Source organism: Arthrobacter sp. R4 (assembly GCF_051365025.1).
Taxonomy (GTDB): domain Bacteria; phylum Actinomycetota; class Actinomycetes; order Actinomycetales; family Micrococcaceae; genus Arthrobacter.
In genome coordinates this window covers 64,865-83,939 of sequence record NZ_JBLWIJ010000035.1, presented here as the reverse complement: position 1 = coordinate 83,939, position 19,075 = coordinate 64,865, and the positions used below count along the sequence as shown (strand labels likewise).

Here is a 19,075-nt window from a genome sequence, read left to right as displayed (position 1 = left end):
AGCACTAGTGACGGTGTTCGCAACTGAGTCCAGTCAGATTTGTTCCCGGAAGGTAGCCATGTCGCTCGCATCCAAGTCCGTCGGTCGGCGCGAACGCAATAAGCAGGAGAAGCTTGACCGCATCACCGCTGCCGCGAGAGAGCTCTTCTCAGTTCATGGCGTCGACGAAGTCACCACGCAGCAGATCGCCGACAAAGCTGACATCGGTACCGGCACGCTGTTCCTCTATGCCAAGACCAAGGGCGAGTTGCTCCTCCTCGTCCAGAATTCCGGTTATGCCGATGCACTTGCTCGCGGCCGGGCGGCGGCGGAGAAGCTACCGGATGTGCTGGATGCGGTGATGGCCATTGTGCGGCCGGTCGTGGAATGCAACCGCGCACAGGTCGATAACGGGCGGACCTACCTTCGGGAAATGGTGTTCGGAGACCCCGAAGAACCTCACCACCGGGACGCACTTGCCCTCTCGGTGCAAACTGAGCAAGCTATCGTCGCGATCCTGCTGCGCGATGAGAGGGTCACCGAAACCCAGGCGACGGCGCGGGCGCACATCGTCTCCGCCATTATGTTTGTCAGCATGGCAGTCGCCGCCAACATCGACCGCACCGTCGATGACCTTGTGCAGGACATCAGGAACCAGGCCGAGGTCCTCCTGAGTCCAGGAGGGGCCTAAACAGCTACGCTGGCGGACAATACGCAGCCTCGTTCGTAGACCGAGCCCTCAAGCAGCTCGGAGAGCCTGCCCGCCGCGCGCCGGAGTTCCGGCACGCCCGCTTTCAGGGTCGCTTTGGCCGTCCAGGCCTTCGTGCACGGCACCCTGCCGGCCATAGGACTGAGTGATGGACGCTCGCTCGCCTGAAGGGCTGGCATGCGGCCGGGGAGCCGTTGGTGGGCTGACTCCCCGGCCGCTCAGGTCATGCTGACACCCATTTAGGGTAGGGCTTGGTCTCCCTGTTTGCTTGCCGCCTACTCGGCGAGTGCGGCGATCACCTGGGCGGCCACGGCCTCGCTCGACTGCGGGTTCTGGCCGCTGATGAGGTTGCCGTCGCGGACAACGTAGCTGCTCCAGGCCGGGCCGGACTTCACGATTGCGCCACGCTCGGCGAGCGTCGTAGCAACAAGCCATGGCGTGTACTCACCGGTCCCTCCCGTGAGCTCTTCTTCGTCGGTGAACACCGTCAACTGGCGGCCCGCAAAGGCAAAGCTGCCATCCTTCGCGGTGGCGCTCAGGAGTCCAGCCGGACCATGGCAGAAGGGCGCGATGATCGTGCCGGCGTCGTTCGCCTCGATCAGCAAGGCGCCCAGATCCGGGTCCGTGGCGAGGTCCGCCATGGGGCCGTGGCCACCGGGTAGGACAATCGCGTCGAAGTCGGCAACGCTGACCGAGGTCAAAGCGGCCGGCGTTTCAAGCTCTGCCTCGATGTCCAGGAGGTATCGCTCAAATTCATGAACCTTTCCCTCGTCTCCCACGATCTCCGGGTTCAAAGAACCGGGATCGACGGTGGGCTTCTTTCCGCCCGGGGTGGCAATGGTGATGTCAGCACCGGAGGCCTTGAGGGAACGGTGGGCCACCACCAGTTCCTCGGCCCAGAAGCCGGTGGGGTGCTGAGTGCCATCGGCAAGTTCAAGGGAATCGGCTGCTGAAACGACCATAAGAATGCGGGACATGTGGTTCCTTCGGGAGTGGTTGCTGCGTGCTGTTCGATGATGCCCCTACCCGCCCGCCCGGTGGTATCGAAAAAGTTCTGGCCCCTATTCGAATTCCTTGGACCTGTCCGTGCGACGATTACACCGATGGCCACTCACAACTTGGAGCACCTGCGGACCTTCCTCACCGTCTACCGCGTGGGATCGCTGACCGAGGCGGCCAAGATGCTGGGCATCTCCCAGCCCACCGCTTCAACGCACGTGCATTCCCTCGAACAGAATCTTGGGTTCAGGCTCTTTGAGCGCAGCCCTTCCGGTGTGACCCCGACGCCCAAGGCAGAAGGACTGGCGAAGGACGTGGGCCAGCACATCGATGCCTTGGACGACCTCGCATTCATCTCTGCGCTGTCCGGAGCCAACGAGTCCGTCCACTTGGGCGGACCCGCAGAGTTCCTGACTGCCATGCTCCTGCCCCACGCCCAAAAACTCACCGAGGCAGTCGGGGCCAGGCTGCGGATCCGCTTTGGGCTGGCTGATGGCCTGCTCGAGGAACTTCGGGCCGGCGACTTGGATATGGTGGTCAGCGCCGTCCAGCCGCGGGTCCAGGGGGTCACCGGAACACCGCTATATGACGAAGAATTCGTCCTGGTCGCAGCACCGTCCTGGCGTTCAAGCCTTTCGGCAGATGCTCCCGACGAGGCCGAATTGGCAGCCATCCCTGTGGTGGCCTATTCAGAGAACTTGCCTATTGTCAGGCGCTACTGGCGCACCGTGTTCGAACGGCGTCCTGACAATCTACGGACCAATTGGATCGTCCCGGATCTTCGTGGCGTGCGTGCCGCAATCCTTGCAGGCGCTGGAATGTCGGTGTTGCCCCGGTACCTGGTCGAGGAGGATCTCGCCTCCGGAACCCTTGTTGCCCTGCACGCCCCTGAGTGGGCTCCGCTGAACACCGTGTACCTGGCTACGCGCACGGGGGACCTCGACCGCAACCACCAGCTGCGTTCCCTCGCGTCCGCCATCCATCGACTGGCCGGCTCCTGATTGTGGCTGCGGATGATGAAAACGGTCGACGGCGGCGCGGCCTGAGTCTGCTGGGCGGGCTGACCCGGGCCGGCCGCATCTGCGGCCGGCCCGGATGTCCCCGTTCGTTGAGGGCGGTCAGTTCAGGTCGAACCGGTCCAGCTCCATAACCTTCACCCAGGCGGCCACGAAGTCGTTGACGAACTTCTCCCTGGCGTCGTCGCTCGCGTAGACCTCGGCCAGGGCACGGAGCTGGGAGTTGGAGCCGAAGACCAGGTCCACCGCGGTGGCGGTCCACTTCAGCTCGCCAGTGGCGACGTCGGTGATCTCGTAGACGTTCTCCTCACCCTCAGACGCCTTCCACCGGGTGCCCGGTGAGAGCAGGTTGATGAAGAAATCGTTCGTCAGAACCTGGGGCCTGTCCGTGAGGACGCCGTGGGTTGACCCGCCGACGTTGACGCCGAGTGCCCGCATGCCCCCGACGAGCGCTGTCATCTCCGGCGCGGAGAGGTCCAGCATGTACGCCTTGTCCAGCAGGAGAGTCTCCGGCTGGATCTTTACGCCCGGGCGCACATAGTTGCGGAACCCGTCGGCCCGCGGCTGCAGGTACTGGAAAGACTCGACGTCGGTCTGGTCCTGGGCGGCGTCGGTACGCCCGGGCCGGAACGGCACGGTGACGGCAAAACCGGCGTCCTTCGCGGCCTTCTCCACCGCAGCGCAGCCGCCGAGGACGATCAGGTCTGCGAACGATACCTTCCTGCCCCCGTTCTGGCCGGAGTTGAACTGCTGCTGCACGGCCTCGATGGCCTGCAGCGCCGTCGCCAGTTTCTCGGGCTCGTTGGCCTCCCAGCCGCGCTGGGGCTCCAGCCGGATCCGTGCCCCATTGGCGCCGCCGCGCTTATCCGTCTTGCGGAAGGTTGCGGCAGCGGACCATGCCGTGCCGGCGAGCTGCGAGACGGACAGGCCGGAGTCCAGGAGCGCGGCCTTGAGGGACGCGATGTCCTGCTCATCGATCAGCTCGTGATCGACTGCCGGAAGGGGGTCCTGCCAGAGCTGCGCTTCCGGGACCCACGGCCCAAGCAGGTTGGGGCTGACCGGACCCATGTCGCGGTGCAGCAGCTTGTACCATGCCTTGGCGAACGCGAGTGCGAACTCGTCCGGGTTCTCCAGGAAGCGCCGCGAGATCTTCTCGTAGGTCGGGTCGACGCGCAGCGAGAGGTCGGTGGTGAGCATCGTTGGCCGGTGCTTCTTCTGTGGGTCGTGCGCGTCCGGTATGATCTGCTCGGCGTCTTTGGCCACCCACTGGTTCGCACCGGCGGGGCTCTTGGTGAGCTCCCACTCATGCCCGAACAGGATCTCGAAGAAGCGGTTGCTCCATTGGGTGGGCTTGTCCGTCCAGGTGACTTCAAGGCCGGAGGTGATGGTGTCCGGACCCTTGCCGGTCCCGTAGCTGCTGAGCCAGCCCAGGCCCTGGGTCTCGAGGTCGGCGCCTTCAGGTTCGGGGCCAATGTGCGGATCGGCTTCGCCTGCGCCGTGGGTCTTGCCGAAGGTGTGGCCGCCGGCGATGAGGGCGACGGTCTCCTCGTCGTTCATTGCCATCCGCTTGAAGGTCTCGCGGATGAAGGCCGCGGCTGCGGCCGGGTCCGGGTTGCCCTTCGGCCCCTCGGGGTTGACGTAGATCAGGCCCATTTCCGTGGCGCCGACATCCTCCGCCATATGGCTCTCGTCGACGTAGCGTTCGTCGCCTAGCCAGGCGTCTTCCGGCCCCCAGAAAATCTCCTCGGGCTCCCAGACGTCCTGGCGGCCGAAGGCGAAGCCAAAGGTCTTGAAACCCATTGACTCGAGGGCAACGTTGCCTGCGAGGACCAGCAGGTCGGCCCAGGAGAGCTTTTGGCCGTACTTCTGCTTCACCGGCCAGAGCAGGCGCCGGGCTTTGTCGAGGTTGGCGTTGTCCGGCCAGCTGTTGAGCGGCGCGAACCGCTGGCTGCCGTCCCCTGCCCCGCCGCGGCCGTCGTGGACGCGGTAGGTGCCGGCGGCGTGCCAGCTCATCCGGATCATCAGGCCGCCGTAGTGGCCGAAGTCTGCCGGCCACCAGTCCTGGGAGGTGGTCAGGACCTGGATGATGTCCTGCTTGAGGGCGTCGACGTCGAGCTTCTGGAATTCTTCCCGGTAGCTGAACGTGGGGCCGAGGGGGTTGCCGGCCGGGTTGTGGGTGTGGAGTACAGAAAGGTCCAACTGGTTTGGCCACCAGTCCGCGATGGTCCGCGGCCGGTGTGCCTTGGGCTGCGGCGAATCGATCGCCGGGTTCTCACTCTCGCTGCCGTGCGAGGTGGCGCTGTCGGGGGCAACCGGGAGCCCGCCGTCGGTCTTGGAGTCCAGGCCTGGGGCGCTTTCCGGGGTGGGGACCGGGGGCTGGTCCTGGTGATCCGTCATGTGCTTCCTTCCATATGGCCGAGGCCGAGGTCGGACTCGGGCAGCCGGTCTAACCCTCCCATTTGAACATAGACAGGTGGGCCGGGGGAGGGGGCAATCTTTAGGTCGCCAAGGCAAAGGCAGGACGGCCGGCTGGTGTGCACCAGCGGGCCGTCCTGCCCCTACCTTTCGTTGTCAGGACTCCGGGAAGTTACCTCGGCGCGCCTGCCCTTTCGCTTTCGCGGGCAAACCCTGGCTCGTGCGCCTCATGGCTGGTCAGTGACTCCGGATCCGCCCGATGGGCTTCGAGGTCCTCGAGTGATTTGCCCCTGGTGTCGGGGGACAGGAGGGTAGCGAGGGCTGCGACGACGCAGATGCCGAAGGTGGTCAGTCCGATGACGAGGGGAACGTTCGCCGTCCCGGGGGGAGCCACCGCCGTGAAGACGCTCGGGAAGAACGAGGCGATCATGAGGCCGAGGTTCTGCGACACCGCAAACCCGGTCACCCGAATCCGCATGGGGAACTGCTCCTGGAAGAACGTGGCGAAGGTTGCGTTCCACATCTGGAAGAAGATGCCCTGCACAACGACGATGCACACGAAGACCAGCGCGAGACTCTTTTGCTCGATTGCCCACAGGTATCCGCCTGCCAGGAGACCGCCGCCGATGCCGCCCGCCACCATCAGCATCCGCCGGCCGATCTTGTCGGACAGGCCGCCGAACAACGGAATGGTCGCAACGGCCGCAATGTTGGCTACGAGGGTCACCCACAGGAATTCGCTGCTGGAGAAGCCAATGCCGTAGCCCTTCTGGGTCGCGTAGGACACACCAAAGATGAGCGTTGCCATGCCAATCACGTTGGTGAAGGTCATCAGGACACAGCGGACCAGGACCCACGGGTAGGAGCGCAGGAGGTCAACGAGTGGGAACCGGGGCTTGGCCTTGCCCTGCTCGGAGTGGGCGAGATAAGCAGGCGGCTCCTGCACACGACGGCGAATAACGTAGCCGGCCAGGATCACGAAGGCACTGAGCAGGAACGGGACCCGCCAGCCCCAGGCCTGGAACTGGTCGGCCGGGAGAAGGGCGGAGAGCGGAAGAAGGACGGCGGTGGCAAGGATCGATCCGACCTGCGTGCCCTGGAGGCTGAAGCTCGCGAAAAAGCCGCGCCTGGCATCGGGGGAGTGTTCGACGATCATCGCGCTGGCTCCGCCGAGCTCGCCTGCCACCGCGAACCCCTGGATCAACCGGAGGATCACCAGCAGGGCCGGCGCCAGGATGCCAACCTGGCCGTACGTGGGCAGGAGTCCCACCGCGAAGGTGGCGAAGCCCATCAACAGCATCGCAAAAACAAGCACCTGTTTGCGGCCGTGGCGGTCCCCGTACGCGCCCAGGACAACAGCGCCCACCGGACGCGAGACATACCCCACCGCATAGGTCGCGAGCGAGGCGATGATCGCCACTGTCGGGTTCTCTGTCGGGAAGAAGATGGCTGGGAAGACGAGCGTTGCGGCCAGTGAGTACAGCGCGAAATCGTAGTACTCAAGCGCGCTTCCGATCCAGCCGCTCATTGCGGCCTTCTTCGGATCCCGGCGTCCCCCGTCGGCTTCGAGGATGGGGCGGGTCTTCCCGCTGGTGGTGCTCATTTCGATGTATTCCTTCGTCGTCATCGGCAAGGAACCGGAGCTGTTCTGTTCCGGATGGTCAGCGTGACCGTGACTGGTTCGAGGGCCAGGAAAGGCCTTTCCCTTGAATCGTTTCATAAAGGATATGGCGTGACGCCCGTTACGTCAACGCGAGACCGACAAACTGGACCACGGCAGCACGACGGCCTTACCTTACTGCCAAGTGGGCGGCTGCCTAGTGGACGGCACCGAGTTCGATGAGCAGGACGCCACCGATGATGAGGCCGAGCCCCAGCATCATGACGGGGGTGATCCTCTCCTTGAAGAAGACGCGGCTTCCCAGCGCGGTCAGTGCGACGCCGGCAGCTGCCCAGATGCCGTAGGCAACGCCGAGGCTCATTCCCTGGTCCAGGGTCAATGTGAGCAGGGTGAACGCCAGGAAATACCCGACGCCGACAGGTATGTACCAGCGTCGCTTACCGGTGGATGCGACCCGCAGGAACAGGGTGGCGGTCACCTCAGTGAGGATTGCCCCTGCCAGCAGCAGCCACATCATGAGCTAACCATTTCCTTATCCGGTTCTTTCGCCGGCTCTTTGTGTGACCCCAGTTCAACGCAAAGGACTCCGCCGATAACCATGGCTACGCCGATCATCATCATCGGGGTCAGCGCTTCGCCGAAGATGAGGGCCGCCAGCAGCACCGTGAGGGTTACACCCAGCGCGGCCCAGATGCCGTAGGCGACACCGAGGCCCAGGCCTTTACGGAGGACTGCAGCGAGGAAGCCGAAGGACGCGGTGTAGCCGACGACAACCACCACAAAGAAGGCAGGATTTTCCAGGGCCGCTTTCAGGGAAAGGGATGCCGTCACCTCACTCAAAATCGCGCCGGCAAGAAGAATCCACTTCATTTAGTTAGTCCTTGAGAATCATCGGGGCTTGGTCCCCGTGTGTGCAACGGCGTGGACGCTGCTGGTGTTCCCTGGCTTCCGGCTGTCCAGTGCCTCGGCCCAGGTAACCGTATCCGCCACCGCGGCCCAGTTCGAGTTCAGCAGCGTAAGGAGTGTCGTGTGGACCGTCTTTGCGTCAGCGAAGCCCGCGTGGTTGGCGAGGTTGATGGCGCCGGTCGCATCCGAGCGGATTCGGTAATGCGGTCACCCTGCGCCAGAACTTCGCTGCTGCTTTTTCCACAACGCCGACGGAATACCGGCGGCGCTTTGACGCGCGGGTTGGTGCAGCGGCTACGCCCTGACCTTGAATGCCTAACAATCAGAAGGCGTACGGTCCGAATCGGGCGATGGCTACAGCAGCGGCAAGGATTCCCGCCTCAAACTGAGGGCTGCCGCAACGTCAGGGCATGTCGGATACGTGAGTCGGGCGTCCAAGCGGACTCCGTTAGGGTTGATGCGTCCGAGCCATCCTTCAGCGGGTCACCCGAGCCGAGGTCACCGTCGACGGCGAAACGGTGGGGTCCATTGACCGCCCGGGACTCGTTGTCCTGGCCGGCGCCACCCACACGGACACCTTGGACGATGCGGCGGCCCTCGCCGCCAAGATCTGGACCCTGCGGATCCTTGAGGGTGAGAGGTCGTGTGCCGACCAGAACGGGCCCCTGCTGGTGGTCAGCCAGTTCACGCTGTACGCCGACACACGGCGGGGAAGGCGCCCCTCCTGGTCGGACGCGGCGCCGGCGGACACCGGCGAGCCCTTGATTGAGCACCTGGTTGCTTCCCTGCGCGGCCTTGGGGCGGAGGTGTCCACCGGGCGGTTCGGGGCCATGATGCAAGTGTCCCTGGTCAATGACGGACCGTTCACGATCAGCCTCGACACCGCCGATTTTTCAGCCCCCCGCCGTGGCGGGCTCGTGGCTACGGAAGGTTAAACTCCTTAGCCGTTGATGACCTGCGGTACACCGAGGGCTTTGAGGCCTTCGACGCCGAACTCCAGGCCATAGCCGGACTGTTTGGCGCCGCCGAAGGGGATGCGGGGATCCACGGCGCCGTGCTTGTTGATCCAGACGGTACCGGCCTGGATGCGGCCCGCGACTTCACGGGCCGCATCCAGGTTGGAGGACCATACGGAGGCGCCGAGGCCGACGTCGAGTCCGTTGGCCTTTTCCACTGCTTCGTCGATGGTGCGGTAGCGGATGATGGGCAGGGCGGGGCCGAACTGTTCGTCGGTGACGAGCGGGTTGTTGTTGTCGATGTCCGCCACGAGGGTGGTGGGGTAGAAGTACCCGGGCCGGGTGGTGTCCGGGTTTCCGCCCAGCAGGACGCGGGCGCCGGAGTCCTTCGCTGCCTGCACGAGGCTCGCGACGACGTCGTACTGTGCTTTGTTCTGCAACGGACCCAGGACGTTGTTTTCGTCCAGGCCGTTGCCCATCGGCATGGCCTTGGCGACGGTGGTCAGTTCGGTGCAGACAGCGTCGTAGATGTCCTCGTGGACGTAGAGGCGCTTGAGGGCTGCGCAGGTTTGGCCCGTGTTGATGAAGGCGCCCCAGAAGAGGTCCTGTGCGATGGCCTTGGGATCGACGTCGGGCAGGACGATGCCGGCGTCGTTCCCGCCCAGTTCCAGCGTGAGCCGCTTGACGGTGTCCGCGGAGGATTTGATGATGGCGCGGCCTGCAGCGGTGGAGCCGGTGAACATAATCTTGCCGATTGCGGGGTGGTCGGTGAGCCGGGCGCCCACCTCACGGCCGCAGGAAACCACTGACAGGATGCCTTCGGGAAGCTCCTCATTCAGGACCTTGGCCAGCGCCAGGACGGACAACGGGGTGTTGCCGGAGGGCTTGACCACCACGGCGTTGCCCATCCGCAGGGCGGGGGCGATTTGCCAGATGGCGATCATCATGGGCCAGTTCCACGGGCCGATGGCGCCTACAACGCCGATGGGCCGGTAATGCAGCTCCGCCCGGGTTTCGCCGTCATCGACAATCATTTCTGGCTCCAACCGGATGGTTGCCGCGGCGCGCAACCATGCCGCGCAGGCGCCCACCTCGAAGCGGGCATTCGGCCCGTTCAGCGGCTTGCCCTGTTCACGGGAAAGGATCCGGGCCAGTTCCTCGGCGGAGCGTTCGACGGCGTCGGCCGCCTTGAGTAGCGCGGCGGACCTGGCGTCGTGGCCCATTGCGGCCCAGGCCGGCTGGGCGGCCTGCGCGTCAGCGACTGCCTGCTCAAGGTACTCAAGGTCATGAATGGGCGCCTCACCCACGATCGCACCAGTAGCAGGGTCAAGGATGGTGCGGGTCTGACCCGAGAACGCGGTGACCTCGTCAAGCAATGATTCGTACGTTTTCATTCTTTACTCCTCTTCGAGCAATGGTGACTAATGCTTCTGGAAGTCCTGCGGGTATTCAGTAGTGTTCAGGACGCTGAGCCGGGAGTTGAAGGGCAGGATGACGGGTTCGCTTGCAGGATCGTCCCAGCCGAACATCCGGCCGATGGAGCGCTGCTCGCGCAGGTCCACCAGCAGCACGGCTTCGACGCACATGACCTTTTCGGTCCAGAAGAAGATGAAGAGGTCATCTGCTACTTCCCAGGTCATGCAACGGTCGGTGTCGGCCAGCCCTGCCTCGCCGCCACGGATGCAATTCCAGGTGAAGGTGCCCGGGTTCAGGTAGATGTGTTCGTACGTTTCGACGTCGCTGTAGCGGTAGTAGATCCGCTTGCCGACCAGGGCCGTGGAGCGCTGGTGGCGCACTGAGGACCCCTCGGTGTTGGCCTGGCTGAAATCGGTGGTGCTCCGCGTCCTGCCGTCCACGGTGACAAACCGGGAAACGCCGGTTGTTGTGGCCCCCGTGTTGCGGTCCGCGATGATGGTGACGTTTTCTGCGGCCGGACCTTCGCCTCGGATGAAGTCGATGATGAAGATGCCGGGTCGGGCTTCGATCGCCTTGTAATTCGCCGTTCCCCTGGCGGTGACGTCACCGCGCTTCAGGCTCCACGCCAGCGCAGATTCATCGTCAAAAACGTACTCAGCCTGGGAGCCGTCCTGGTCCAGGAGGCTCAATGTGGCGCCAGCCAGGGCGGGGGAGGCGGGCAGGGTCTGGTCGCCGAAACCTTCAAGCATGGTGGAGACCGGGGGCCACTGATCTTCGGGGATGTAGTCCTGGATGTCAGCTGAAGTCATGTTCTTGTTCCTTGTTCTTTTGCTGCTGGTTTGTACTGGTCAGGTGGAGGTTTTGGTCAGCCGATGACCGCGGCGAAATTGATGGACGGCTTTTGTGCGCCGCGGGCCATCCCGGCCACGAAGAAGAGGGGGATGCCGAGCAGGAGCCACCGGGCCACTCCGCCCGCTCCGCCGAGCAATGCGTCGTAGTTGTCCAGCGTCAGGTATCCGATGACGATGAAGGCCAGGAAAGATAGGGACGGTGCAATGACGGTGACCCAGAGGTTGTCCCGGATCCGGTTTCTGGTGAAGAAGACGACTATTGCCGCTGATGTCACCAGCAGGATGGTGATGAAGCCCGCCGTGCCAAGGGCCACGAACCAGGCAAAGACTGTTGTAATGGGGTCGGCGCCTGCGAGCAGGAAGATGCTGATGATCGCCAGGAGAACGAGGCCATTGACGAGTCCTGCGAAGTGCGGGGCCCCGGTCGTGGAGACGGAGGACAGCTTGGCCGGCAGGGCTCCGGCACGGCCGAGGGAAAACAGGTACCGGGAGAACATGTTGGCCAGGCCCAGGAGCATCGCCAGGAAGCTGGTGACAACGAGGACCTGCATGGTCAGGTTCAGCCAATAGCCTGCGCTGGATTCGGCGAGATCGAAGACCATTCCTGCCGGGTTTCCGGCGGCGACGGTTTGGATGTTGTCGATGCCGATGGCTCCGCTGATGGCCCAGGTGGAGATGGTGTAGAAGATGCCAATGAAGGCGATCACAAAGTAAGCGGCCCGGGGAATGGTGCGCCGTGGGTTCTTTGCCTCTTCGGCGAAGACGACGGTTGCTTCGAAGCTGGTGAAGCAGGCGAAGGCAAACAGCAGGGAAATGCCCAGGCCCGGACCGAAGACACTGGATGGGGTGAACCCTTCAAAGGTGAAGATGCCTAGCCCCTTCTGGGCAATCAGGGACACCACGAGGGCCGCTACCGCAAACGCTTCGCCAAGGATGAGGACCCCCAGCACCTTCAGGCTCGCATCGACGCCCCGCATCGTCAGGCCCGTCACCACAGCGAGCAATACAGCGATCCAGAAGTAGACCGGCAGGCTGATACCTGTGAGGCCTTCGACCAGCAACTGCGCAAAGACACCGAACTGGGACCAGAGTCCAATCTGAAGGCTCAGGTAGGTCAGGATGGCGATCCCGGCCCCGCCGGTGGCCCACTTGTTGCCCAGTCCCTTGGCCATATAGGCGACGAAGCCGCCCGCGTTGGTGATGTGCTGGCTCATCCGCAGGTATCCGACGGAGAAGAGAGCAACCAGCAGCGCAGCAATCACGTAGATAACGGGTGTTCCCGGGCCGCTGGCCGAAAACAGTACCGGGCTGGCTCCCACCACAGCGGCCATGGGAGCTGCTGCGGCAATGGCAAAGAAGGCAATGGCGATGACGCCGAGCTTGTTCGGCCTCAGCCGTGGGGAGGAGGAGGCAGGTATTGGATCCTGTTGCACTGGGCGTGTAGAGGTTCCGACTGGTTCTTGGGTCATCCGATGGCTCTTTCAGGAAAGTGCACGGCGCAAGGCCGGCGCAGAAGTATTGGAAGGTCCCTGCTGGTACGCGACGGTGCGCTCCAAGGGAGAGGAAATCTGCTCGAGCTGGCTGCATACGCTGCGTGATATCAGCCACATTTCAGAACTATACATTTGTTTAGTTCGGGCTGTCAATGCTTTTTCCGGAGCCCACCAGGAGGGCTAGACTCGGTGCATGAACCAGCCGTCAACCCGCTTGCCCTATGGAGACGGGCGCGATGCCTTGCTGTCCGCGGTGATCGACGTCGTCGGAGAAAAGGGTCTGCGCGGTGTTACCTACCGTGCCGTTGCGTCGCGGGCAGGAGTGAACCACACCCTTGTCACGCACCACTTCGGCTCCATCGAAGGTCTTCTTGCCGCCACCATGGAGTGGGCCATCCAGCGGTCCATCGAGGAGACCGGCCTGGAAAAGATCGCGGACTTTGACGAGAACTTCGCCGATTCACTCATCGAAACTGTGTCAAAGGAACCGGAGCTGCAGCTGTTCCAGTTCGAGATGCTTCTCGAATCCCGGCGCAATCCCGAGGTACGCGCCTTGGTGGAACGCCTTTACGCGAACTACATGAGCACTGTTGAAGATGCCCTGAGGCAACGGGGCCTCAACGTGGACAACGGTGCCGCCTTGGCCATCTTTGCTGCCCTGGACGGCCTCATGCTGCAATTCCTCACCATCAGCGACCCCGAACGGATCAGGGCCGCCGTCATCCAGGTGGGCAAGCTCGTCGCAATGCTGGAGAGCACCAGCGAAAGCCCCGGCGGCAGCAGGCCACTCCCGATTCGATAGGTCTGAAATCCGATCGCCTGGTGGTGCGTGAGCGCTGGACCAAGAGCCGCGTTGCTCTGGCCGACCAAGTTCTGCAGCCTGGGGCCGGACAAGCCGGTAGGTGGCGGGCCCTTGGGCACGCGCCACCTACCGCCTGAGGTAAGCCGTCAGCCGTGAGCGCCGCTGATTGCCTCGTCCATCGCCGCATGACCGGCTCGAAGGGCGTCTGAGGAGACAACGTGGCCGGCCTTGATGACGATGCGTTTCCGGTTGCCGTCCCAAAGCACTGAGGGCTCCTCGAAGGGATCGCCGTCCAGTATCACCAAGTCCGCGCAGGCCCCCTCCACGATGCGTCCCAGGTCTTCCCGCCGGAGGAGTGCCGCGTTCGTTGAGGTGGCAGAGCGGAGTGCGTCGTAGACGCCCAGTACTTCGACCTGAAGGCGCAGCCCGGCCAGCTGTTCGTCCTCAAGCTCACCCATGAGATCGGTGCCGAAGCCAATCCGGACCCCGGCATCCCGTGCCAGTGTCACGGCGTTCTTGCCCGCGGCCAGTACTTCCTGGTTCTTAGCGGCACCCACCTCGGTAAGTCCGATTTCGGCTCCGCGGCGGCCCATCGCATCGTACGTCACCAGCGTGGGCACGAGATAGGCGTTGTGCTCCGCCATGAGCCGGGCGGTTTCAGCATCCAGCAGGTTGCCGTGTTCGATGCAGCGAACCCCGTTGAGCACCGAATGGCTGATGGCTTCGGGGGAGTAGGCGTGCGCGGTGGCGTAACTGCCCCGCCGGGAGGCCTCTTCGGTGACCGTGCGGATTTCCGCGGCGGTGTACTGCGGAACACGGATCGGGTCGACCGGGGAAATCACTCCTCCGGACGTCATGAGCTTGATGGCGGTGGCACCGGTCCGGAACCTGTGGCGCACCGCCCGCAGCAAGTCCTCAACGCCATCCACTACCTCGCACATATGACCGCCATGGAAGCAGCTTCCATCGTTCGCGGCGCGGATGTCACCGTGACCGCCGGTCTGGCTTAGCGCGGGACCGGTAAAGAAGTAGCGGGGACCGGGGCACAGTCCTTCCTCGATTGCAGCCGCAAGGCCCACATCACCCCCAGCCACGTCCCGCACTGAAGTGAAGCCCCGGCGCAGCGCTGCCTCAAGTCTGCGGGCACCGGCCAGCGCGGAGTAGCTCAAAGGCCCTGTTTCGTTCAGCGCGGAGGTCAGGCTGAGCGCATAGGCGTGGAAGTGGGCGTCAATGAGGCCGGGAATCACCACCCGGCCGCCCGCGTCGAGTACTGGCTCGGAGTCGGGCCAGGCGCCACTGTCCTCTGTGGTGCCGCGCACGGCTGTAATCCGGCCGTCGCGGACAGCGATGGAACCCTCAACGAGAGTAGGGGATTCGCCGTCGAAGATCCTGGCGTTCCGGATGGTCAGGTTTCCCGGGAGGTTGGGGATCACGTGGAGTGTTCCTTCCTGATGTCGTCAGTGGGCTAGCTGGTGGCGGCCAAGGCGGCTTCGAGGAGCTGGACCGATCGCCTCGCGACCTCGACGGCGGCGTCCACGGAGGACTGGTCATAGCTGCCTTCGGGCGCCAGGAAGTTCATGGAGCCGATAGTACGGCCGCCGCTCACCACTGGAACGTTGACAATCGCGCCACACCCCAGCGATTCAATGGTTCCGGAGTCGAAGAAGAAGGCCCTGACCGCTTCCCTGTCAGCGCCCAGGAATGGCTGCTGGCCGATGAGGACCTGCTCCAGCCACACAGGATTGGTGTCCCCCGCGAGGGTTTTCTTCCCGCCTATCGGGTAGACCTCGGGGTGGGTGGTGTAAATGCGAGCCATGCTGCTGCCTTCGTCGGCGATCACGGAAGCAGTGAAGAGGCGGACGCCGACGGTGTCCCGCGCAGAGGCGTAGACGTCGTCGAAGGATTCAAACTGGGAACTCATGGGAGTCCTTTCTGGTTTCGTACGGGGCTGGGAGTGTTGGTTTCTCTTGTGCTGCCGCCGCCAGCACGGTGAGGATCAAATGGACGGACAGCAACTCGGACGGATTGTCCAACGGGACGCCGAGTTCCCGTGCACGGCTAAGCCGGGCCTGGAGGGTGTTGCGGTGCACATCGAGTGCCGCCGCTGCGAGGCTTACCGAGCCGCGGTGGTCAAGGAACGCTGCTACGGCTGCCACTATCGCCTCCCGGTCAGGAGAGGCCATCAGCCGCGGCAGGGTCAGCTCAGCCACCAGTGCCACGGCGTCCTTGTCGACAAAAGTAAATGCCGCCGCTACGCCCAGACCGGCAAAACCCAATACCGTGCCCGGGCCCGCGGACCGGGCTGACACAGCAGACAGCCGGGCCTCCTGAATAGTGGACGGAAGCGGCGGAGCCTCCTCCGCCCAGCGGGACAGGCCGGCCACCAGGCCCAGCTCGGCCAAGGCAGGCTGGAGCCGTGCCTTGAGCCGGAGTTCAAGCTGTGAAACAACTGCCTGGTGTGCGGCCGGAACAAGTGCCAGCCAGCCGCCGTCGACCTCCGCCAGAGGACTGCGTGCAGCGACCTTACGCCAGAGCAGCCTCAGCACAGCCGTTAGGTCGTTACCTGGCGCGTGCACACCGCTGCGACAGATCCAGATAGCCGCGTAGCGTTCGTCCCTGCGCCAACCCAGCTGTGAGAGGAGATGCCGGTGATCTTCCTCGAAGGCGGTGCCGGAAGAACCTGGGCCTTGGTTTAGCCTGGCCAGTGCCGCAGTGGGAACAGCGCGGACCGCGTCCCGGGAGTTGCCCACCAACCATGCGGCCTTAACCGAAGGAGCCGCTACTTCGAGGATCGACCGAACGAGCCGTAGGTTGTGTACGCCGGAAGCGGGTACACGGGCGGTGAGGGCTGACGGGACGGCGGCGTTGGCTGCGCCAATGTCAACAGTGATGACCTCGGCCGAATCCCGCGGGGCAGCACCGGCTGAGGCGAGGACGACTCCGTCGTATTCCAGCGAAACGCCCACGCCATCCAGTTCACCGGATATGGTCTTGAGGACGTCAGCGAGTGTACTGTCCTTGGCCACTGCACGGGCGAACCGGGCGAGCTCGGCATCCACCACGGACAGGGCGGCACCGATTTCAGCTGCCAGAGACAACGCGACTTCGGCCGGATTTCCCTCCGCAGCCAAAAGCGTGATGCCCAGTCGTTCAGCCAGGCCGATCACAGCGTTGGAATAGGTGCTCCCAGCCACGACGACGGCACTGGCCCGCCGCTCCCAGGCATGCCGCAGTGCGGCGGACACAAGCCAACCACCCGAGCCCATTTCTGTCGAGAGGACCACAACGGTGTTCGGCCGCACGCGCTGGATCGCCTCAAGCTGGGAGACAAGAACAACGCTTTCTATAAGTGCGCTGGTGGGGGTGAGGTACAGCGGGGTGGTGCTGCGAAGTGACCCGTGCGCCAGCAGTCCTGCCACATCGAGCCGCGTGTCCTTAATCGACCTACTCATGGCGGCGCCTTGGATGTTTGAGTGGAATGCCGAACGCAGCCGGCTCGGCCAGATCCAGTCCCGCCTCCGAATACCATTGCGGCGCAGCATTGAGTTTGAGCACATCCACAACGTTGCCTACCCGGACGTCGTCCAGGTTGGCCACAGAGCCGTGCTCGGGGTTGAGGAGTGTCACCATGTCAGGGACGGCTGCCGCTACGGCACCGTCCACCAGCACCAGCAAAATCTCATTCTGGACCTCCAGCCGTATGATCTGCCCGGTGGTTTCATCCTCCAGGGTCATACTGGATGGTTGGGCCGGGAGTCCAAGGTCGGTAGGGCGGGACAGGCCTTCGATGTGGCTCACCCGCGCCCGTGAAATCCGCGTCACGCCCAGGAAGTCGGCGAGCGACAGGAACTTGCTCTCCGCCGAGGTTTCGGCGTCGAGGATCTGTCCTATCCGGATCATCCGGCTGATGGAGCCGTGCACTCCGTGCTCCTTCAGCTCACGCGCGGAGCATGGATACATGACAGTGGCGGCCCAGCCGCCGAGCTCGGTGACGAGCGCGCGGACCAGTGTCTCGGCACGTTGCGGATCACTGGCCTCCACCAATGCGCGCTCGCCGGTTACCCCCATGAGCGCTATGGGGCCAATGGCCACCCCGCCGATATTCAAGGTGGTCTGGCTGATCAGGGGGAAGACGCGCCCCATGGGGTCGGAGTCGATCACGGGAAGCGAGGACTGCAGCCCCACCATGAGCGGAATGATTCCGTTGATGTTGGCAGCGGCGAGCGAATAGATGGCCCGCACCTTGCGGCCGAGTCTGGTTTCGATCGCATCGATACAGCCCGTGAACTCGTCACCCACCGGGGGCATGTCAGCGATGAACAGGCCTTGGGTCACCATGCCCACTGCCACTACCAGGTCATCTGGAGCGAGTTCATCCACGGTGACGAGCTCCACGGACTGATCCTTCATGGCCTCCTGGATCATGCCGGCGTAGATATGGATGGCGGTGGGATCGATGGCGCAGGCCAGGAAATGTGCACCGGTCCGGAGGTGCCCGACGTCTTCAGCCGTGAGGACCGTGCTCATGCCGTGGCCTCCATGGCTTGTGCGGTCGACGCCAGTTCCTCAGAGCCGGAAGTCCCGCCCGCGGCCTGAACCCGGATCCGGACGATTCCAGGATTCCCATAGGGCATGGCGAACACATTTGATTCGATGATGCGGGTGTCTGTGGGGCTCGCGCCCAACTGGACCGCGGCCGACCGGGCTTCCTCTTCCACGCGATGCTGTACCCGCTGCAGATCCGCCTGTCCGCTGACCCTCTCAAGCCTGTCGATCCACGCCGTCAGCGGTGCCGCGGCACAGCCTATGAGGGTCAGGTCCGGGGCATCTGGAAGTGTTGGCGCCAGGCCGAAGTCAGGCGGGTTGTCCTGGCTGGTGCGGACGTCGGCGACCACTGACGGGATGCCGGGCCGCACCGGATGGTTGGCAGTGTACGGCTCCACGATGGCGGCGTTGGTGGCGAGGCTCGCTTCATACCCCTGCCGGATGAGGCTGTGGGAAACCGGAAGACCGCGGCGGGTGTTGCCCACGCTCACGCCCGCATCGGTGCAGACAACTACTTCGCCGTCAGGCAATCCGCCCAGCGTTGCTGCGCCGAGGATTGCCATTGCAGGATCCGGGTGGAGTCCGTGCACGGGAGCTACTGCCAGCCGCGAAAGGGGTGCCCGGCCGCCGTCGTTCCTGGCATAGGAAAGTGTGGCAGCGGGGAAGTGGCGGCGTCCCGCCTCTTCCAGCATTGCCGCCAGGTCTTCGCCCGATTGCATCAGGGCACTATTAAGGATGGCTGTGTAGTCACGGTCGCGGAACACGCTTGAGTAGAAATCACTGGAGATGCTGATCCGCATGTCGCTGTTGTTCGACAGGATGGCATCCGCGATACGCGTTTCGTGCTCCGGGGAGGCGGTGGAGCCGACGGCGGTGATGGCTACGTTCCGCAGGCGCCCAGACAGGATGGAGGGCAATTCCACCAGGAATGCTTTCAGGTCCAGCGGCGCGAGGGGCCGTCCCCGCAGGTCGTGGCCGCCGCGGACGTGCATGGTCCTGATGACCGCAGGCTCAATGAGCGCCGGCAGGACGGTGTTGTGGAACCGATCAGCCGGAGGACGGGGGGAGATGCGGATAGCGACGACGTCCCCTGGCTGCCCCGCAGCGAGCACGCGTCCGACGTCGGCCGTTACGTCTGTGATCCGGGTCCCGAACTGCAGGCGTAACGCGGACAGCACCCGGTCCAGCGCCTCGGCAGGGCTGCCGGCCTGCAGCTGTTCGGCCACGGAGATGACGGAGCGTCCCTCCAGAACGAGCGCCCGGCAACTGGTGCCCTGGAGCATCAGTCCTATCCGCATTGCCGGGCCTCCTGTTCAACTTTCTGCCGGGCCCCTGCCCCGCGGTGCATCCATGTCATATCTCTAGGG

Annotated in this window: 17 protein-coding genes; 4 read left to right on the top strand and 13 right to left on the bottom strand. The window is 64.1% G+C overall.

From position 1 onward, the window contains the following. Positions 1-58: 58 nt before the first annotated feature. Positions 59-670: a TetR/AcrR family transcriptional regulator gene (locus ACLKOZ_RS19935; RefSeq protein WP_337348734.1), complete on the top strand. Its 612-nt coding sequence runs from the start codon at positions 59-61 to the stop codon at positions 668-670. A gap of 293 nt (positions 671-963) precedes the next feature. On the opposite strand, the gene ACLKOZ_RS19930 is transcribed toward ACLKOZ_RS19935, so the two are convergent. Next, complete coding sequence (locus ACLKOZ_RS19930) at positions 964-1,665, bottom strand: type 1 glutamine amidotransferase domain-containing protein (protein ID WP_436477677.1); 702 nt, start codon at positions 1,663-1,665, stop codon at positions 964-966. 126 nt (positions 1,666-1,791) lie between these two features. Here ACLKOZ_RS19930 and ACLKOZ_RS19925 point away from each other — a divergent pair, with 126 nt between their 5' ends. Further along, positions 1,792-2,688, top strand: a complete 897-nt coding sequence (locus ACLKOZ_RS19925; protein WP_436477675.1) for a LysR family transcriptional regulator — start codon at positions 1,792-1,794, stop codon at positions 2,686-2,688. A 117-nt stretch (positions 2,689-2,805) separates the two neighbouring features. Here ACLKOZ_RS19925 and katG read toward each other — a convergent pair whose 3' ends face one another. The 4 genes from katG to ACLKOZ_RS19905 all read right to left on the bottom strand — a co-directional run bounded on the left by katG (position 2,806) and on the right by ACLKOZ_RS19905 (position 7,609). Then, positions 2,806-5,100 (bottom strand): catalase/peroxidase HPI, encoded by a 2,295-nt coding sequence (gene katG, locus ACLKOZ_RS19920; RefSeq protein ID WP_436477673.1) that lies wholly within the window; start codon positions 5,098-5,100, stop codon positions 2,806-2,808. 190 nt (positions 5,101-5,290) lie between these two features. After that, positions 5,291-6,721: an MFS transporter gene (locus ACLKOZ_RS19915; RefSeq protein WP_436477671.1), complete on the bottom strand. Its 1,431-nt coding sequence runs from the start codon at positions 6,719-6,721 to the stop codon at positions 5,291-5,293. A 214-nt stretch (positions 6,722-6,935) separates the two neighbouring features. Beyond that, a complete protein-coding gene (locus ACLKOZ_RS19910; RefSeq protein WP_337352420.1) occupies positions 6,936-7,256 on the bottom strand; it encodes a DMT family transporter in 321 nt (106 codons plus the stop codon). Continuing rightward, the gene (locus tag ACLKOZ_RS19905; protein ID WP_337348753.1) at positions 7,253-7,609 is read right to left on the bottom strand and encodes a DMT family transporter; all 357 of its coding nucleotides are present in this window, start codon (positions 7,607-7,609) and stop codon (positions 7,253-7,255) included. Before ACLKOZ_RS19905 ends, ACLKOZ_RS19910 begins: the two co-directional genes overlap by 4 nt. 506 nt (positions 7,610-8,115) lie before the next feature. On the opposite strand from ACLKOZ_RS19905, the gene dtd reads away from it, so the two are divergent. After that, on the top strand, positions 8,116-8,580 hold the full coding sequence (gene dtd, locus ACLKOZ_RS19900) for a D-aminoacyl-tRNA deacylase (RefSeq protein ID WP_436477709.1): 465 nt from the start codon (positions 8,116-8,118) through the stop codon (positions 8,578-8,580). A 5-nt stretch (positions 8,581-8,585) separates the two neighbouring features. Here dtd and ACLKOZ_RS19895 read toward each other — a convergent pair whose 3' ends face one another. From ACLKOZ_RS19895 to ACLKOZ_RS19885, 3 genes are read right to left on the bottom strand one after another with little or no spacing between them, the layout of a single operon-like run. After that, a complete protein-coding gene (locus ACLKOZ_RS19895) occupies positions 8,586-9,995 on the bottom strand; it encodes an aldehyde dehydrogenase family protein (RefSeq protein ID WP_436477669.1) in 1,410 nt (469 codons plus the stop codon). A gap of 27 nt (positions 9,996-10,022) precedes the next feature. Further along, positions 10,023-10,826, bottom strand: coding sequence for a MoaF C-terminal domain-containing protein (locus ACLKOZ_RS19890; RefSeq protein ID WP_436477667.1), 804 nt, complete (start codon positions 10,824-10,826; stop codon positions 10,023-10,025). Positions 10,827-10,882: 56 nt separating this feature from the next. Continuing rightward, positions 10,883-12,337 carry an APC family permease gene (locus tag ACLKOZ_RS19885; RefSeq protein WP_436477665.1) on the bottom strand — a complete coding sequence of 485 codons (1,455 nt, stop codon included), beginning with the start codon at positions 12,335-12,337 and terminating at the stop codon, positions 10,883-10,885. Positions 12,338-12,554: 217 nt separating this feature from the next. On the opposite strand from ACLKOZ_RS19885, the gene ACLKOZ_RS19880 reads away from it, so the two are divergent. Continuing rightward, positions 12,555-13,163: a TetR/AcrR family transcriptional regulator gene (locus ACLKOZ_RS19880; RefSeq protein WP_436477663.1), complete on the top strand. Its 609-nt coding sequence runs from the start codon at positions 12,555-12,557 to the stop codon at positions 13,161-13,163. A 146-nt stretch (positions 13,164-13,309) separates the two neighbouring features. Here the strand turns inward: ACLKOZ_RS19880 and ACLKOZ_RS19875 are convergent, their stop codons facing one another. Genes ACLKOZ_RS19875 through ACLKOZ_RS19855 form a run of 5 tightly spaced genes read right to left on the bottom strand, consistent with a single transcriptional unit; the run spans position 13,310 to position 19,006 of the window. After that, positions 13,310-14,596, bottom strand: a complete 1,287-nt coding sequence (locus tag ACLKOZ_RS19875; RefSeq protein WP_436477661.1) for an amidohydrolase family protein — start codon at positions 14,594-14,596, stop codon at positions 13,310-13,312. A gap of 32 nt (positions 14,597-14,628) precedes the next feature. Then, the gene (locus ACLKOZ_RS19870; protein ID WP_337348755.1) at positions 14,629-15,084 is read right to left on the bottom strand and encodes a GAF domain-containing protein; all 456 of its coding nucleotides are present in this window, start codon (positions 15,082-15,084) and stop codon (positions 14,629-14,631) included. Then, positions 15,068-16,615 (bottom strand): helix-turn-helix domain-containing protein, encoded by a 1,548-nt coding sequence (locus ACLKOZ_RS19865; RefSeq protein WP_436477659.1) that lies wholly within the window; start codon positions 16,613-16,615, stop codon positions 15,068-15,070. Before ACLKOZ_RS19865 ends, ACLKOZ_RS19870 begins: the two co-directional genes overlap by 17 nt. After that, a complete protein-coding gene (locus ACLKOZ_RS19860; protein ID WP_337348757.1) occupies positions 16,608-17,690 on the bottom strand; it encodes a DUF917 domain-containing protein in 1,083 nt (360 codons plus the stop codon). The genes ACLKOZ_RS19865 and ACLKOZ_RS19860 overlap by 8 nt, the downstream gene beginning before the upstream one ends. After that, complete coding sequence (locus ACLKOZ_RS19855) at positions 17,687-19,006, bottom strand: hydantoinase/oxoprolinase N-terminal domain-containing protein (protein ID WP_436477656.1); 1,320 nt, start codon at positions 19,004-19,006, stop codon at positions 17,687-17,689. The genes ACLKOZ_RS19860 and ACLKOZ_RS19855 overlap by 4 nt, the downstream gene beginning before the upstream one ends. Positions 19,007-19,075: the final 69 nt, after the last annotated feature.

What these genes read in the sequence shown, in the direction of transcription:
- ACLKOZ_RS19890 (WP_436477667.1), bottom strand. Translation starts at nt 10,826, where the DNA reads ATGACTTCAGCTGACATCCAGGACTACATCCCCGAAGATCAGTGGCCC.
- ACLKOZ_RS19925 (WP_436477675.1), top strand. Translation starts at nt 1,792, where the DNA reads ATGGCCACTCACAACTTGGAGCACCTGCGGACCTTCCTCACCGTCTAC.
- ACLKOZ_RS19935 (WP_337348734.1), top strand. Translation starts at nt 59, where the DNA reads ATGTCGCTCGCATCCAAGTCCGTCGGTCGGCGCGAACGCAATAAGCAG.
- ACLKOZ_RS19870 (WP_337348755.1), bottom strand. Translation starts at nt 15,084, where the DNA reads ATGAGTTCCCAGTTTGAATCCTTCGACGACGTCTACGCCTCTGCGCGG.
- ACLKOZ_RS19865 (WP_436477659.1), bottom strand. Translation starts at nt 16,615, where the DNA reads ATGAGTAGGTCGATTAAGGACACGCGGCTCGATGTGGCAGGACTGCTG.
- ACLKOZ_RS19860 (WP_337348757.1), bottom strand. Translation starts at nt 17,690, where the DNA reads ATGAGCACGGTCCTCACGGCTGAAGACGTCGGGCACCTCCGGACCGGT.
- ACLKOZ_RS19915 (WP_436477671.1), bottom strand. Translation starts at nt 6,721, where the DNA reads ATGAGCACCACCAGCGGGAAGACCCGCCCCATCCTCGAAGCCGACGGG.
- ACLKOZ_RS19880 (WP_436477663.1), top strand. Translation starts at nt 12,555, where the DNA reads ATGAACCAGCCGTCAACCCGCTTGCCCTATGGAGACGGGCGCGATGCC.
- ACLKOZ_RS19885 (WP_436477665.1), bottom strand. Translation starts at nt 12,337, where the DNA reads ATGACCCAAGAACCAGTCGGAACCTCTACACGCCCAGTGCAACAGGAT.
- ACLKOZ_RS19905 (WP_337348753.1), bottom strand. Translation starts at nt 7,609, where the DNA reads ATGAAGTGGATTCTTCTTGCCGGCGCGATTTTGAGTGAGGTGACGGCA.
- katG (WP_436477673.1), bottom strand. Translation starts at nt 5,100, where the DNA reads ATGACGGATCACCAGGACCAGCCCCCGGTCCCCACCCCGGAAAGCGCC.
- ACLKOZ_RS19910 (WP_337352420.1), bottom strand. Translation starts at nt 7,256, where the DNA reads ATGATGTGGCTGCTGCTGGCAGGGGCAATCCTCACTGAGGTGACCGCC.
- ACLKOZ_RS19855 (WP_436477656.1), bottom strand. Translation starts at nt 19,006, where the DNA reads ATGCGGATAGGACTGATGCTCCAGGGCACCAGTTGCCGGGCGCTCGTT.
- ACLKOZ_RS19930 (WP_436477677.1), bottom strand. Translation starts at nt 1,665, where the DNA reads ATGTCCCGCATTCTTATGGTCGTTTCAGCAGCCGATTCCCTTGAACTT.
- ACLKOZ_RS19895 (WP_436477669.1), bottom strand. Translation starts at nt 9,995, where the DNA reads ATGAAAACGTACGAATCATTGCTTGACGAGGTCACCGCGTTCTCGGGT.